Source organism: uncultured Oscillibacter sp. (assembly GCF_900544955.1).
In the GTDB taxonomy this organism is placed as follows: Bacteria; Bacillota; Clostridia; order Oscillospirales; family Oscillospiraceae; genus Oscillibacter.
The window spans coordinates 1-13,247 of the sequence record NZ_UQXD01000030.1; the positions used below are offsets into that span (position 1 = coordinate 1).

Annotated in this window: 11 protein-coding genes and 1 riboswitch; of the genes, 3 read left to right on the forward strand and 8 right to left on the reverse strand. The window is 66.1% G+C overall.

Annotation, left to right across the window (positions count from 1 at the left end; translation table 11 throughout):
* Positions 1 to 26: 26 nt before the first annotated feature.
* The 4 genes from QZS21_RS07990 to QZS21_RS08005 form a co-directional block, all read right to left on the reverse strand.
* Entirely contained in the window at positions 27 to 497 is a 471-nt protein-coding gene (locus tag QZS21_RS07990) for an LURP-one-related/scramblase family protein (protein ID WP_295582135.1), read from the reverse strand.
* Positions 494 to 1,360 (reverse strand): DUF3795 domain-containing protein, encoded by an 867-nt coding sequence (locus QZS21_RS07995; protein ID WP_295582137.1) that lies wholly within the window; start codon positions 1,358 to 1,360, stop codon positions 494 to 496. Before QZS21_RS07995 ends, QZS21_RS07990 begins: the two co-directional genes overlap by 4 nt.
* Positions 1,361 to 1,577: 217 nt before the next feature.
* Positions 1,578 to 2,141, reverse strand: a complete 564-nt coding sequence (locus QZS21_RS08000) for a phosphoribosyltransferase family protein (protein WP_295582139.1) — start codon at positions 2,139 to 2,141, stop codon at positions 1,578 to 1,580.
* Between the two features lie 92 nt (positions 2,142 to 2,233).
* Positions 2,234 to 2,833 carry a 4'-phosphopantetheinyl transferase superfamily protein gene (locus QZS21_RS08005; protein WP_295582141.1) on the reverse strand — a complete coding sequence of 200 codons (600 nt, stop codon included), beginning with the start codon at positions 2,831 to 2,833 and terminating at the stop codon, positions 2,234 to 2,236.
* Positions 2,834 to 3,048: 215 nt separating this feature from the next.
* Between QZS21_RS08005 and dnaG the strand changes: the two genes are divergently transcribed.
* Positions 3,049 to 4,812 (forward strand): DNA primase, encoded by a 1,764-nt coding sequence (gene dnaG, locus QZS21_RS08010; RefSeq protein WP_295582143.1) that lies wholly within the window; start codon positions 3,049 to 3,051, stop codon positions 4,810 to 4,812.
* A 10-nt stretch (positions 4,813 to 4,822) separates the two neighbouring features.
* The gene (gene rpoD, locus QZS21_RS08015; protein WP_295582145.1) at positions 4,823 to 6,295 is read left to right on the forward strand and encodes an RNA polymerase sigma factor RpoD; all 1,473 of its coding nucleotides are present in this window, start codon (positions 4,823 to 4,825) and stop codon (positions 6,293 to 6,295) included.
* 232 nt (positions 6,296 to 6,527) lie between these two features.
* Here rpoD and mgtE read toward each other — a convergent pair whose 3' ends face one another.
* The 4 genes from mgtE to QZS21_RS08035 form a co-directional block, all read right to left on the reverse strand.
* Complete coding sequence (gene mgtE / locus QZS21_RS08020) at positions 6,528 to 7,544, reverse strand: magnesium transporter (protein WP_295582147.1); 1,017 nt, start codon at positions 7,542 to 7,544, stop codon at positions 6,528 to 6,530.
* 234 nt (positions 7,545 to 7,778) lie between these two features.
* Positions 7,779 to 7,944: riboswitch (M-box (ykoK) riboswitch) on the reverse strand.
* Positions 7,945 to 7,993: 49 nt separating this feature from the next.
* Positions 7,994 to 8,857 (reverse strand): AraC family transcriptional regulator, encoded by an 864-nt coding sequence (locus QZS21_RS08025; protein ID WP_295582149.1) that lies wholly within the window; start codon positions 8,855 to 8,857, stop codon positions 7,994 to 7,996.
* A gap of 81 nt (positions 8,858 to 8,938) precedes the next feature.
* Complete coding sequence (gene recQ / locus QZS21_RS08030; RefSeq protein ID WP_295582152.1) at positions 8,939 to 10,756, reverse strand: DNA helicase RecQ; 1,818 nt, start codon at positions 10,754 to 10,756, stop codon at positions 8,939 to 8,941.
* A 125-nt stretch (positions 10,757 to 10,881) separates the two neighbouring features.
* Positions 10,882 to 11,961 (reverse strand): hypothetical protein, encoded by a 1,080-nt coding sequence (locus QZS21_RS08035; protein ID WP_295582154.1) that lies wholly within the window; start codon positions 11,959 to 11,961, stop codon positions 10,882 to 10,884.
* A gap of 190 nt (positions 11,962 to 12,151) precedes the next feature.
* Between QZS21_RS08035 and QZS21_RS08040 the strand changes: the two genes are divergently transcribed.
* On the forward strand, positions 12,152 to 13,228 hold the full coding sequence (locus tag QZS21_RS08040) for a D-alanyl-D-alanine carboxypeptidase family protein (RefSeq protein WP_295582156.1): 1,077 nt from the start codon (positions 12,152 to 12,154) through the stop codon (positions 13,226 to 13,228).
* Positions 13,229 to 13,247: the final 19 nt, after the last annotated feature.

The window sequence follows — 13,247 nt, forward strand, 5'->3', positions numbered from 1 at the left end:
CTAGGCCGCGCCGGGTGGGGCAGATTTCAGCTGCGGGAGCATTTCTCCGCGTCGATGGCCAGCACCAGCATCAAAACCGCCAGGGCGTCGCCGGGGTCCGCAACGTCGATCACATAGGTGTCCGTCCAGTGAAAGACCTCCTTGGTGACGGCCGCCACCGGGGCGCCGCAGGGCCCCCGCACCGTGTAGTCCCACTCCAGGAAGTCCCCCTCTACCTGCCAGCCGTTGCAGTCGATGTCGAACCGGGGCGTGAAAAAGGTGAACGCTTTTTGGATGCAGCCCAGATAGCGCTCCCCCACGTACATCTCAAATTTGGGCAGGAAGGTGAGCACCCGCTCCCGCACCGTGCCGACGTGGGTTCCGGTGGCGTCCAGCACGTGGAGGCAGTGGCCCCAGGCCAGCTTTCCCTCCACGGTGTAAACCGCGTGCCCCGCCTCGTCGTAGATATCGTAGCTGTCCAGCCAGGAGAACAACCGCTGTTTGAACAACAGCTTCATTCCGCCGCCTCCTCTCTCCGGGCGGCGCGGTTGCGGAAGCACACCGCCGTCTGGTACAGAAAGACCATGCGCAGAACCGCCGTCACAAGCACTCCGATTGCCGCCCCCAGCAACAGCAAAGCCCCCAGTATCCCGCTGAAAAGCAGCAGGAAGGAACTTCCAAACAGCCCCAGCAGAAATCCGATGTACCACTTCCAAAGAAGCCGCCATCTCCGGGAGAGGGTGTTGTCCTCCCCCTCCAGCACCTCGGCATGGGCGGTGTACTCCTGATAGATGCCGACAGTGCCCGCCGCCAGCGCCGGCAGCGCCAGCACCCACCACAGCCATGCCTCCTCCGTCAATCCCAGGACCAGGGTCACGGCGGCGAAGGCCGCCACCGCCATGGTGCACCAGCCGGCAGTGCGGTAACGCCCCCACGCCGGCGCCAGACGCAGCAAAATCAGGCCGCCGGCCAGGTTCACCAGCACCTGCAGCACCTGCCCCGGCCCCCGCAGCGCCGGAACCGCCTGCACCACCTGGTCCAGGGACATCGTCTGCGCCAGGCTGCTGGGAATCAGCAGCCAAAACAGCAGCCACAGCCACCGCCCCAAAAGAGGGGCCATCGCGTCCAGCCGCCGCTCCTCCGCTTGGATCTCCTCCAGGCGGCGCTGGCGGCGAAACGGACGGTCCTCCAGTCCCACCCGCAAGGTGCAGCCCGGCAGGAGGGTGCAGGTCCCGCAGGTCTCGTGGCCCTTCCCGCGGCAGCACGCCGCCACCTCGCACGTCCCGCCGAACTGCCGCCCCGGGCCGTCCTGACAGCCGGGACAGCCCTGGCTCTCCCGCCAGGCACAGTCTCCACAGTTCTTTCCGCAGATGCTCTCCATAGCCCTCTCCCTCTCTCACGACTGCCGCACCAGCTCGTCCCGCGCCCGCAGGACCACGCTGTTCCGCCGGCGGCCCCGCACGGCTGCCCTCTCGGCTCTTTTTTTGATGATAGCATAGGCCCGGCCTTCGGTTCGTTACAAAAAAGTGACAAAATCGCCCTGACGGGGCGCAAAAAAGCGGCGCGCCGTCCGAGGAGGGCGCGCCGCCGGGGGATCTTCACTTCTTCACGGTGCCGTCGGCGTTGAACACCGGCAGCGGCGCCAGGTAGCGGATGTCCGTCCGGTTCTGGGCGTCCCCCTCCGCCAGGGCCGCCACTCTCCCCGCCACGGTGCCGCCTGCCTTTTCCACCAGGGCCTCCATGGCCAGGAGGGAGCCGCCGGTGGAGATCACATCGTCCATCAGCAGCACGCGCTTGCCCCGGATCAACTCCGCGTCATCCCGCCCCAGGTACAGCCGCTGGGACCCGGCGGTGGTGATGGACTGGTCCTCCACGTAGATGGGGTCCGGCATGTAGGCCTTGGGGACCTTCCGGGCGATGAAGTACTTGGACGCACCGGACTGCCGGGCCATCTCGTGGATCAGGGGAATGCTCTTGGCCTCGGCGGTGAAGAGATAGTCATAGCTGCCGGCGGGGACCAGCTTCAGAAGCTCCCGGGCACAGGCCACAGTCAGCTCCGCGTCGCCGAAGCAGATGAACGCGCCGATGTACAGGTCGTCTGTGACCTTACAGATGGGCAGCTCCCGCTTCAGCCCCGCCACAGTGATCGGATAGGTTTGCATAGTACGTGTGCCTCCCTCAAAAATTATCCCAAAATGCAGGCTTTCCCGAAGATATTATACCCGCTGCCCCGTAAAAGTCAATAAGACGACCCTCACAGCATCTCCTCCAGGGAGTACTTGCGCACCCTTCCCGGCGGACCGGCGCTGCGGGTGGCCACCCCCGCCGCGTAGCCGGGGAAGGTGTCCAGCTCGTAGTAGTGCTCCCCGTACTGGAGGGGGGACTCGGCGCGCATCATGGTGCCCACGCCGGTGCCGCTGCGCTTGGTCCGGGCCTCCCGCCGGACCCAGCTCCGGAAGAAGTCCGCCTCGGTGGACACGTCCGCCAGGCGGCGCATGGCCCGCAGGCTGACGGGGCGGATGCGCTCGATGTCCACCCCCACCGGCTCGCCACTCAGCGCCACCAGCACGGCGCCGGCGGTATGGCTGAGGTTGAAGTGGACCTCCGGGTGGTCCGGGAAGAAGGGCTTGCCCAGGGAGGTCCTGGCGATCTCCGGCAATTCCCGCCACCGGTACTGTTCCCACAGCGCCAGGCGTAGAATCAAATAGGCGCACAGCGGCTCCCGCCGCTTTTCCGGCTGCTGGATGCGCAGCACCCGCTCCCGGCGCTCCGGAGGCAGCTGCTCCAGCATGGCCGCCGCCTCCCGCTCCGTCAGCGGCCGCTCCAGCCGGGCCGCCCACAGCTCGATGGACACTGTTCTCCCCCCTTCGACCGTTTGGTTTTATTGTAGCGGCTGCCGCCGGTCCTGTAAAGCCGCAGCGCCCACAAAGTTTTTTGAAAAAAATTGTGAAAAAAAAGAGGAAATTCAAAATCCACGGGGTATATAAAAATGCTAAGCTGTAAAAGCAATCGTTTTTACAGTATGATTGGCAGAAAATGTGGTAAAACTGACCGAAAGGAGGGTCCCCCATGCCCTTTCCCCAGAGCTTTATGGACGAGCTCATCGCCCGCAGCGACATTGTGGACGTGGTGGGCAGCTATGTGCAGCTGACCCGGAAGGGCTCCAACCTCTTCGGCCTTTGTCCCTTCCACAGCGAGAAGACCGGCTCCTTCTCCGTCTCCCCCGACAAACAGATTTTCTACTGCTTCGGCTGCAAAAAGGGCGGCGGCGTGGTGAACTTCATCATGGAGGAGGAGAACCTCCCCTTCCCCGACGCGGTGCGCTTTCTGGCCAAGCGGGCGGGGATGGAGGTGCCGGAGGAGGACGGCGACCGGGAGGCCGGGCGCCGCCGGGCCCGGCTTTTGGAGCTGAACCGGGACGCCGCCCGCTTTTACCACCAGCTGCTCCAGCAGCCGGAGGGCCAGGCGGTGCAGGACTACCTGTCCCGGCGGCAGATCACGCGGCAGACGGCGGTGAAGTTCGGCATGGGCGCCTCCCTGGACGCCTGGGACGTGCTCCTCACCGCCATGACAAAAAAGGGCTACACCAAGTCGGAGCTGCTGGAGGCGGGGCTGGTGGTGCAAAACCGCAGCGGCGGGCTGTACGACAAGTTCCGAAACCGCCTGATGCTCCCGGTGATCGACACCCGGGGGGACGTGGTGGCCTTCGGCAGCCGGGTGCTGGACAAATCGGAGCCCAAGTACATGAACTCCTCGGAGACGCCGGTGTACGCCAAGCGCCGGGTGCTGTACGGCCTGAACCTGGCCAAAAAGACCAAGCGGCCCAACATCATCCTCTGCGAGGGCAACCTGGACATCGTGACCCTCCACCAGGCGGGGTTCGACAACGCGGTGGCCTCCATGGGCACGGCGCTGACGGTGGAGCAGACCCGGCTCCTCTCCCGGTTCACAAAGGAGCTGGTCCTCTGCTACGACAACGACAACGCCGGAAAAATCGCCACGGAGCGGGCCCTTCAGATTCTGAGCGGCTCGGAGTTCTCGGTAAAAGTCCTCCAGCTGCCCCGGCGGCTGGTGGACGGGGCCTACGTGAAGCAGGACGCCGACGACTTCATCAAGCTCCAGGGGGCCGGGGCCTTTGAGCGCCTGCTCAGCGGCAGCGAAAACGGCGTGGAGTTCCGGATGGCCCAGGTGGCCGGCAAGTACGACCTGGGCAGCGACGAGAGCCGCATCGCCTACTGCGAGGAGGTCAGCGAGCTGCTGGCCTCCCTGCCCAGCGCGGTGGAGCGGGAAATCTACACCGCCCGGGCGGCGGAGGCGGCCAAGATCACCCCCGACGCCATGAAGCTGGAGGTCCAGCGCGCCGCCAAGCGGCGCCTGGCCCGGGAGAAGCGGGCGGAGCTGCGCAAAGAGCTGAATCCGGCGGCCCAGCTCCAGCCCCGGGAGCGGGGCCTGCGGTACGAAAACCTCCGCTCCGCCCGGGCGGAGGAGGGCGTCCTGCGGCTTTTGACCATGGACGAGAGCCTCTTCCCCGGCCAGCCGCCCCTGACGGAGGACCAGTTCTCCTCTCCGCTGCTGGGAAAGGTGTTCCGCCTTCTGTGGCAGGCCAAGGAGGAGGGCCGCAGCGTCACCGTGGCCTCCCTGGCGGGGGCCCTGACCCGGGAGGAGATGAACCACGTCTCCGCCGTCTGCCAGCAGCCCGAGTCGGCCCGGAACGCCGCCCAAGCCCTGGCGGACTACATACGCATCATCCGCTCGGAATTTGAAAAGCGGGCCGACGGCGGGCAGGTGGACCCCCTGCTGGCGGCAACAGAAAAATATAAAGATAAAAAGTGAGGAAAGCAGCATGGCAAACGATTTGGAAAAGATGACTCCCGCAGAGCTGAAGGCACAGGCGGACGCCCTTCTGGCCGCAGCGGCGGCGGAAGAGGCCCTGGTGCAGGCCGGGGAGGCAGAGGAGCCGGCTGCGGTTTCCGCCAAAAAATCCGGCAAGAAGACGGAGGCGGCGGAGGAGCCCGCCCCCATCATGACCGACGAGGAGGCCCGGAAGGCCGGCATCGTCCGCCTGGACGACAAGCAGGTGTCGGCGCTGCCCGCCGCCGGCTGGCTCATCAACAATGAAAAGCTCCGGGAGCTGCTGGCCAAGGGGAAGAAGAAGGGCAAGCTGGAGTCCGCCGAGCTGATGGAGGCTGTGGACGACCTGAACCTGGAAGGCGACCAGATGGACCAGCTCTACGACTCCCTGGAGGCCCTGAACATCGACATCAGCGCCGGGGCGGACCTGCTGCCCGACGATCTGGTGGAGGGGGAGCCCGCCGCCGAGGAGATCGCCGACGTGGAGGAAGAGGAGCTGGTGGACCCCAACACCCTGGTGAACAACTTCTCCATCGACGACCCCGTGCGCATGTACCTCAAGGAGATCGGCAAGGTGCCCCTGCTCTCCCCCGACGAGGAGACCAACCTGGCCAAGGCCATGGCTGCCGGAAATGAGGCGGAGGAGAAGCTGGCGGAGCTGCGGCGCCAGCGGGAGGCCGGAGAGACCGTCACCGCCTCCGCCGAGGAGGAGGCCGCCTGGAAGAAGGACTACCGCCAGGGCGAGCGGGCCAAGCAGAAGCTGGCGGAGGCCAACCTCCGCCTGGTGGTCTCCATCGCCAAGCGGTACGTGGGGCGGGGAATGCTGTTCCTGGACCTGATTCAGGAGGGCAACCTGGGCCTCATCAAGGCCGTGGAGAAGTTTGACTACACCAAGGGCTACAAGTTCTCCACCTACGCCACCTGGTGGATCCGCCAGGCCATCACCCGGGCCATCGCCGACCAGGCCCGCACCATCCGCATCCCCGTCCACATGGTGGAGACCATCAACAAGGTCATCCGGGTCAGCCGCCAGCTTCTCCAGGAGCTGGGCCACGACCCCACCCCCAACGAGATCTCCGTGGAGATGAACATGCCGGTGGAGAAGGTCCGGGAGATTTTGAAAATCGCCCAGGAGCCCGTCTCCCTGGAGACCCCCATCGGCGAGGAGGAGGACAGCCACTTGGGCGACTTCATCCCCGACGAGGGCGCCAGCGAACCCAGCGAGGCCGCCTCCTTCACGCTGCTCAAGGAGCAGCTGATGGACGTTCTCTCCACCCTGACCCCCCGGGAGGAGAAGGTGCTGAAGCTGCGCTTCGGCATTGAGGACGGCCGCACCCGCACCCTGGAGGAGGTTGGCAAGGAGTTCAACGTCACCCGAGAGCGCATCCGCCAGATCGAGGCCAAGGCCCTGCGCAAGCTGCGCCACCCCAGCCGCAGCAAAAAGCTGAAGGACTTCCTGAACTGAAAAAAGGAGAGGCACGGCGCGCTGCGCCGTGCCTCTCCTTTTCAAACGTCTCACAGAGTTTTGCCGCCGGAGCGGCAAAATAAAATGAAATTCGTTTCTGCCGCGGCGTGTACGCGGCGGAAACGACTTCTCGGCCCACAAGTGTGCGAACTGTGCGCCAAAGGCGCACAGCGAATGCGCGCAGCGGGCCGCAGCCCTCTCGAAAAAGTGCCTGCGGCACTTTTTCGACAGTTCAAATCCCCAGCAGCCAGGAGGCCAGCTGGAAATACACCAGCAGGGACATGGCGTCCACCACCGTGGTGATGAGGGGGCTGGCCATCACCGCCGGGTCGAAGCCCAGGCGCTTGGCCAGGATGGGCAGGATGCCGCCCACCAGGTCCGCCAGAATCACGGTGGCCGCCAGGGTCAGGCTGACGGTGGCCGCCACGGCGGTCCCCACGCTGCTCATCGCCAGCAGCCGCAGGAAATTCACCGCCGCCAGCGCCAGGGCGCACAGGGTGCTGATCCGGGTCTCCTTCCAGATCACCCGCAGCCAGTCGGAAAAACCCACCTCGCCCAGGGACAGGCCCCGGATCACCGTGACGGAGGACTGGCTGCCGCAGTTGCCGCCGGTGTCCATCAGCATGGGGATGAAGGCGGTCAGGGCTACCTGGGCCGCCAGGGCGTCCTCGAAGTGGGCGATGATGCCGCCGGTAAAGGCGGCGGAGAGCATCAGCAGCAGCAGCCAGGGGATGCGGTCCAGGAAGATGCGCACCGCGGAGCTCTCCAGATAGGGCCGCTCCGAGGGAGTCATGGCGGCCATCCGCTCCATGTCCTCCGTGGCCTCCTCCTGCAACACCGCCATGGCGTCGTCGGCGGTGACCACGCCCACCAGGCGGTTCTCCCCGTCCACCACCGGCAGCTCCGGCAGGTCGTACTCCTGCATCAGCTGGGCGGCCAGCTCCTGGTCGTCCTCCGGCTGGAGGGTGACGAAGGGATGGGACATGACGCTCTCCATCCGGGTGCCGCCCCGGGTCAGCAGCAGCTCCCGCAGGGACACCATGCCAAGCAGCGTATAGTCCTCCGCCACTACATAGCAGTGGTTCATGTTTGCGTCGGGCAGCCCCACCTGCCGGATGCGCTCAATGGCCTCGTTGATACGGCAGGCCGGGGGCAGGACCACCGGCTCCCGCCACATGATGGCGGCCACGGTGTCCTGGGAAACGGCACCCAGGGAGAGGGTGCGCTCAAACGTAGTCTGATTCTTCATCGGTCGTTACCTCCTTGCGTTCCGAAGCATCGCTCCGTTTGGACAGGGAGGCCGGACAACGCTCGCCTAATCGGGACAGACGCCGGTACCGGCTCCGTCCTGACGGCTGTTCCGATCAGGGGATTCTGATTTGTCTGGCCTTCGACTGCCGGCGTCCATTCCGTTCACCTCTCTTTTTTGTAGTCTTCGCAAAAAAATACGCGCCCCAAACGGTGGGGCGCGTACTCTCAACGCAAATGCAACCTGCCACCGTTCAAGCTTTAGCTCCACCGGGCGGTGAAATCGCGTTAGGTGATGCCTTCTTGTTCGACAAAACCTGTTCAAACCATCGCGTGATGTCTCCATCACTTTGCGGCAGCGATCCATATCCCTGTGGTAGCCTTACCTACCGGACGCATATTCAATTACACTGTTACCTTACCCCAAAACTCCGCCGCTGTCAACCACTTTCAGGATTTTTTTGCCGGCGTGATGGGGAGCCACACCTCGCTGCGATAGCCCGGGGCGGTTTGGTCTCCGGGGAAGTAGACCTCGATATCCGGAGCGGCGGCGTACTCGTAGCCGGAGGCGGGCAACCACTCGCTGATGATCCGCTGCTGCAGCGCCTGCATGGCCTGGGGCATGGGCCCCACGCAGGGGAACACCGCCCAGGTCCCCGCCGGGACCGCGCAGGCCTCCATCCCCTCCGGCGCCGCCTGCCCCGTGGCCACGCCGATGTAGTACCCGGAAAATTCGCCGCCGTCGCAGGCGGACACACCCAGCACGCCCCTGGGCTCCCCGCCGTCCATCAGCGGCAGCAGCCGGGGGATGTCCCCGCTGACCTGCTTCCAGAACAGGGGGACCTTTTCAAAACAATCCTCCATGGTCATGGACTCCTTGGTGGCAAAGCCCACCACGCGGAAGCCCTCCCGCTCCACAATCTGAAATTCCATTGCTTCTTCTCCTTTGATCGACAAGGTAAAGGTGATGGGCGGAAAGGCCTTCAGCTGGGCGCCCCGGACCCGGGCCGCCTTGGGCGGGAGGCCGTGGACACTCTGGAAGGCGCGGTTGAAGGCCGTGGGGGACTCGTAGCCGTACCGGGCCGCCACGTCGATGACCCGCTCTTCCCCGCCCGCCAGATCCATGGCCGCGGCGGTCATCCGCCGCCGCCGGACATACTCGGAAAACGAAACGCCCGCCACATAGGGAAACATCCGCTGAAAGTGATACGCCGAGCAGGCCGCCCGCTGGGCCGCCCCCTCCAGGGTGATCTCCCCTGTCAAATGCTCCTCCACATACGCCATGGCATCGTTGAGCCGTTCCAGCCATTCCATACCCATCGCTCCTTTCCGCTTTCAGCATACACCGCTTCCCCCGCCTTGTCCTCGCCGTCCTCCGGCAGAAAAAGAGAGGTCTCACATCTCCTCCGCCTGCAGCTCCGCCAGGAACTGTTTGCCGTACCGGGCGGCCTTGGCGTCGCCCACGCCGCTCACCGCCCGGAACTCCGCCAGGCTCCGGGGCCGGGCCACCGCCAGCTCCCGCAGCGTCTTGTCCGAGAACACCACGTAGGCCGGGACGCCCTGCACCCGGGCAATCCGGGCCCGCAGGCCCCGCAGCCGCTGGAACAGCGCCGCCTGGACATCGTCCAGCTCCGTAGCCGCCCCGCGGCGGGCGGCGGGCCGCACCTCCTCCCGGACGGTTCGCATCACCAGCGGCTCCCCGCTCTCCAAAACCTCCCCGGCCCGCGCCCCCAGCCGCACCACCGGGTACTGGCCGGAGCTGAGGACCAGAATCCCCTCATCCAGCAAAAAGCGGATGCGCTCCCGCACCGCCCGGGCCCCCAGGTCCCGGAGGGCGCCGTAGCTGGGCTCCCGGTCCAGGTGGTACTTGCGCACCTTGTCCGTCTCCGCGCCGCAGAGGGTCTCCGTCACGATGCCCACGCCGAAGGCCTGTCCCAGCTCCGACACGCAGGCGAGAATCCGCCGGGCCTCCCGGCCCACCTCCACCTCCTCGAAGTTGTGGAGGCAGTTATAGCAGGTGCCGCAGTCGTCGGGGGCGTTCTCCCCGAAATAGCGCAGGATGTACTGGCGCAGGCAGTGGCGGGTCCGGCAGTAGCCCGTCATCTGGCGCAGCCGCTGCAAATCCCGCTGGCGCAGCCGCTCCACCGTGGCGGGGTCCAGATCCTCCCGCTGCTCGCCGTGGGTGATGAGAAACTCCCCCGTCCGCACATCCTGGCCGCTGAACAGCAGGATGCAGCTGGAGGGCAGGCCGTCCCGGCCCGCCCGGCCCGCCTCCTGGTAGTAGCTCTCCACGTCCTTGGGCATATTGTAGTGGACCACGTACCGCACGTCGGATTTGTCGATGCCCATGCCGAAGGCGTTGGTGGCCACCATCACCGCCGCCCGGTCGTAGAGGAAGTCCTCCTGGTTTTTCCGCCGCTCCTCCGCCTCCAGTCCCGCGTGATAGCGGGTGGCGGCCACGCCCCGCTCCTGGAGGAAGGCGCAGACCTCCTCCACATTCTTCCGGGTGGCGCAGTAGACGATGCCGCACTTGTCCGGGCGGCCCTTGACGATCTCCAGAAGCGCCGCCTTTTTGCTCTCCGGCTGCTGCACCTCGAAGTACAGGTTGCTCCGGTCAAAGCCGGTGGTGACGCGCAGCGGGTCCTCCAGAGCCAGCAGGCGCTGGATGTCCTCCTTCACGTCGGGGGTGGCGGTGGCGGTGAAGGCCCCCACCACCGGCCGCCGCGGCAGCGAGGCCACAAAGGCCGGGATGTTCAGGTAGGCGGGCCGGAAGTCCTGGCCCCACTGGGAGATGCAGTGGGCCTCGTCCACCGCCACCAGGGAGATGTCCGCCTCCCGGGCGAATGCCTGGAACCCCTCCGTCTCCAGCCGCTCCGGCGCCACATAGATGATTTTGTACCGCCCCTCCCTGGCCCGGCTGAGGGCCAGGAGATACTGGCGGTAGGTGAGGCTGCTGTTGAGGTAGGCCGCCGGGACGCCCATCTGCACCAGCCCCGTCACCTGGTCCCCCATCAAGGACACCAGGGGGGAGATCACCAAGGTGATGCCCGGCAGCAGCAGCGCCGGAATCTGATAGCACACCGACTTGCCCGCGCCGGTGGGCATGATGGCCAGGGCGTCCCGGCGGGAGAGCAGCGCGTCGATGATCTCCTCCTGGCCGCCCCGGAAGGCGTCGTAGCCGAAATAGGTTTTCAGAGCTTCTTCTTTGGTCATATCCCCTCCGCCAGCAGGGCCGCCCCGGCGGGCGGCCCTCACGTTTGTGTTTGATGGGAATGATTATACCACGTTTCGCCGCCCTCCGCAAGGCTTCCCCCGGCGCGGCGGGGGAAGCCGGGGCCTCACCCCGCCGGGTGGTCCAGGTAGCTCAGGAGCCGCCCCGCCTCCAGCGCCGCCAGGGCCCGGACGCCGTCGAAATCCACATAGGGGTTGTAAACCGCCTCCAGCGCGTCGTGGGCGGCCTTGGCCTCCTTCAGCGCCCCCACGCCCTCCTGGCGCAGCAGCGCCGTCATGCGGCTCTGGAAGCGCAGCCGGGCCTTGCCCTCCGGCTCCGTCATGGCGTCCAGCCGGATGCGGCGGTAGGGCTTCCGCCCGTAGTCCATCCCCGGCCGGGAGGTGACGAAGGCCAGCCCCAGCTCCGGCACCAGCAGATGCTCCATCCGCCCGGGGGCCTCCGGGGCCATGCAGGCGATGGTGTCGAAGCCCGCCTGCTCCGCCGCCCGGTGGAGCCGCGCCAGGGACGCCCCCGCCAGCTCCCAGCTGTCGGCAAACTCATAGACCCGGGGACACAGGGCGTCCACGCTGTCAAAGCGCCAGATGTAGCCCTTGTACGTCACGCTGCCCAAGAAGCGCCGCAGGGTCCGCCCCCGGCCGTGCCCCTTTCCCCGCAGCTCCCGGGCGATGATGCCGCTCACCCGGCGCTCCGCCCGGTCCTGGTCAAAGCGCCGGGTCGCCGCCGCCACCGTGTCCAGCTCCACCTGCCGGGCCGCCTTCAGGCTGTGGTAGGCCCGGACATAGGCCGCCTTGTACGCGTGGGTCCGTGCCTTCGCCTCCTCCGCCGACGATTTGGCCGCGGCCAAATCGTAAAACCGCCCCAGGTCCACATACCGGTCCACCGCCGCCGGATACCTGGGCTCCAGCACATGGGGCGCTGTACCATCCGCCACGGCGCAGCGCAGCTCCGGCAGCACCACGCCGTCCAGGGAGTCCGGGTCGCCGGAGCACCACAGGTACTCCACCGCCGTCCCCGCCTGCTCCATGGTCCGCCCGATCTCCCGCATGAAGGTGTTCTTCCCCACGCCGGGACCGCCCTTGAGCACCATGAAATCGTAAGTATCCTCGATGTCCACCATCTCCGAAAAGAGGTTTTGAAAGCCGTCGCCGCTGTTGGCGCCGGCGAAGAAGTGCGTTACCTGAGCCATAAGGGTCCCCTCCTGATTTGATTTCATTCTCAGGCTATGCAAAAAGGACTTGGCCCGACAGCTATTTGAGCCGGTCCCCGGGAAATTTTCCCATGGACAAAGAGGGCCTGTTTTTGAAAAAAAGATGGTGAAATCCGTCGGAGTTTCTGCTAAAATAGCAGTGTTGACTACTTGCAGGGGGAGCGCGCATATGGACGAACGGTACACACCCATCATCAGCGAGGAGGAGCGGCAGGCCCGCCGGGCGCAGCGGGCCGCGGCCCGGCGGAAAAGACAGCAGGAGCGCAGGCGCCAGCAGCTGCGCCAGCTCCTGCCCGCAGGCGCCCTGGCCCTGGTCATGGTGATTCTCCTCTCCGCCTGGGGCCTCCAGCGAAAACCGGCGGCCGCCGCCCAGCCGGAGACCCCCGCCCCCCAGGTCCTGCCGGAGGAGCCGGTGCCGCCGGAAGAGCCGGCGGGCCCTTACGCCGCGGAGGCCACCGCCGCCACCGTCCAGTTGGGGGACAGCATTGACAGCAGCCATGCCGTCCTCATTGATCTGGAGGCGGGGACCATTCTGGCGGAGAAGGCCTCCGGCACCGTCGTCAGCCCCGCCTCCATGACCAAAATCCTCACCCTCCTGGTGGCGGCGGAGCACGTCACCAACCTGGACGACACCTTCACCATGACCATCGACATCACGGACTACTGTTTTGTCCACGGCTGCAGCGTGGTAGGACTGGAGATCGGAGAGACCGTTTCCGTCCGGGAACTGCTCTACGGCACCATCCTCCCCTCCGGCGCGGATGCCGCCCTAGGCCTCGCCTACTACGTATCCGGGTCCCACGAGGCCTTTGTGGAGCTGATGAACGCCAAGGCAGCGGAGCTAGGGTTGTCGGACACCGCCCGGTTCTCCAACTGCGTGGGCATTTACGACGAAAACAACGTCTGCACGGTCTATGACGTGGCCATGATTCTGAAGGCCGCCATGGACGACCCCCTCTGCCGGGAAATTCTGAATGCCCGGACCTATGAGACCGCCCCCACGCCGGAGCACCCGGAGGGCCAGGTGCTCTCCAACTGGTTCCTCCGCCGCATTGAGGACCGGTTCACCGGGGACTTCCAGATCGTGGGCGCCAAGACGGGCTACGTGGTCCAGGCTGGGTCCTGCGCCGCCAGCTGCGGCCAGGCCGGGGACGGAAAGCGGTACCTCTGCGTCACCGCAGACGCCCCCAGCTCCTGGCGGGCCATCTACGACCACACGGCCCTCTACCAGACCTACTGCACGTGAAAAAGGCCGGGACGGCAAT

What these genes read in the sequence shown, in the direction of transcription:
- QZS21_RS07990 (WP_295582135.1), bottom strand. Translation starts at nt 497, where the DNA reads ATGAAGCTGTTGTTCAAACAGCGGTTGTTCTCCTGGCTGGACAGCTAC.
- QZS21_RS07995 (WP_295582137.1), bottom strand. Translation starts at nt 1,360, where the DNA reads ATGGAGAGCATCTGCGGAAAGAACTGTGGAGACTGTGCCTGGCGGGAG.
- QZS21_RS08000 (WP_295582139.1), bottom strand. Translation starts at nt 2,141, where the DNA reads ATGCAAACCTATCCGATCACTGTGGCGGGGCTGAAGCGGGAGCTGCCC.
- dnaG (WP_295582143.1), top strand. Translation starts at nt 3,049, where the DNA reads ATGCCCTTTCCCCAGAGCTTTATGGACGAGCTCATCGCCCGCAGCGAC.
- rpoD (WP_295582145.1), top strand. Translation starts at nt 4,823, where the DNA reads ATGGCAAACGATTTGGAAAAGATGACTCCCGCAGAGCTGAAGGCACAG.
- mgtE (WP_295582147.1), bottom strand. Translation starts at nt 7,544, where the DNA reads ATGAAGAATCAGACTACGTTTGAGCGCACCCTCTCCCTGGGTGCCGTT.
- QZS21_RS08025 (WP_295582149.1), bottom strand. Translation starts at nt 8,857, where the DNA reads ATGGAATGGCTGGAACGGCTCAACGATGCCATGGCGTATGTGGAGGAG.
- recQ (WP_295582152.1), bottom strand. Translation starts at nt 10,756, where the DNA reads ATGACCAAAGAAGAAGCTCTGAAAACCTATTTCGGCTACGACGCCTTC.
- QZS21_RS08035 (WP_295582154.1), bottom strand. Translation starts at nt 11,961, where the DNA reads ATGGCTCAGGTAACGCACTTCTTCGCCGGCGCCAACAGCGGCGACGGC.
- QZS21_RS08040 (WP_295582156.1), top strand. Translation starts at nt 12,152, where the DNA reads ATGGACGAACGGTACACACCCATCATCAGCGAGGAGGAGCGGCAGGCC.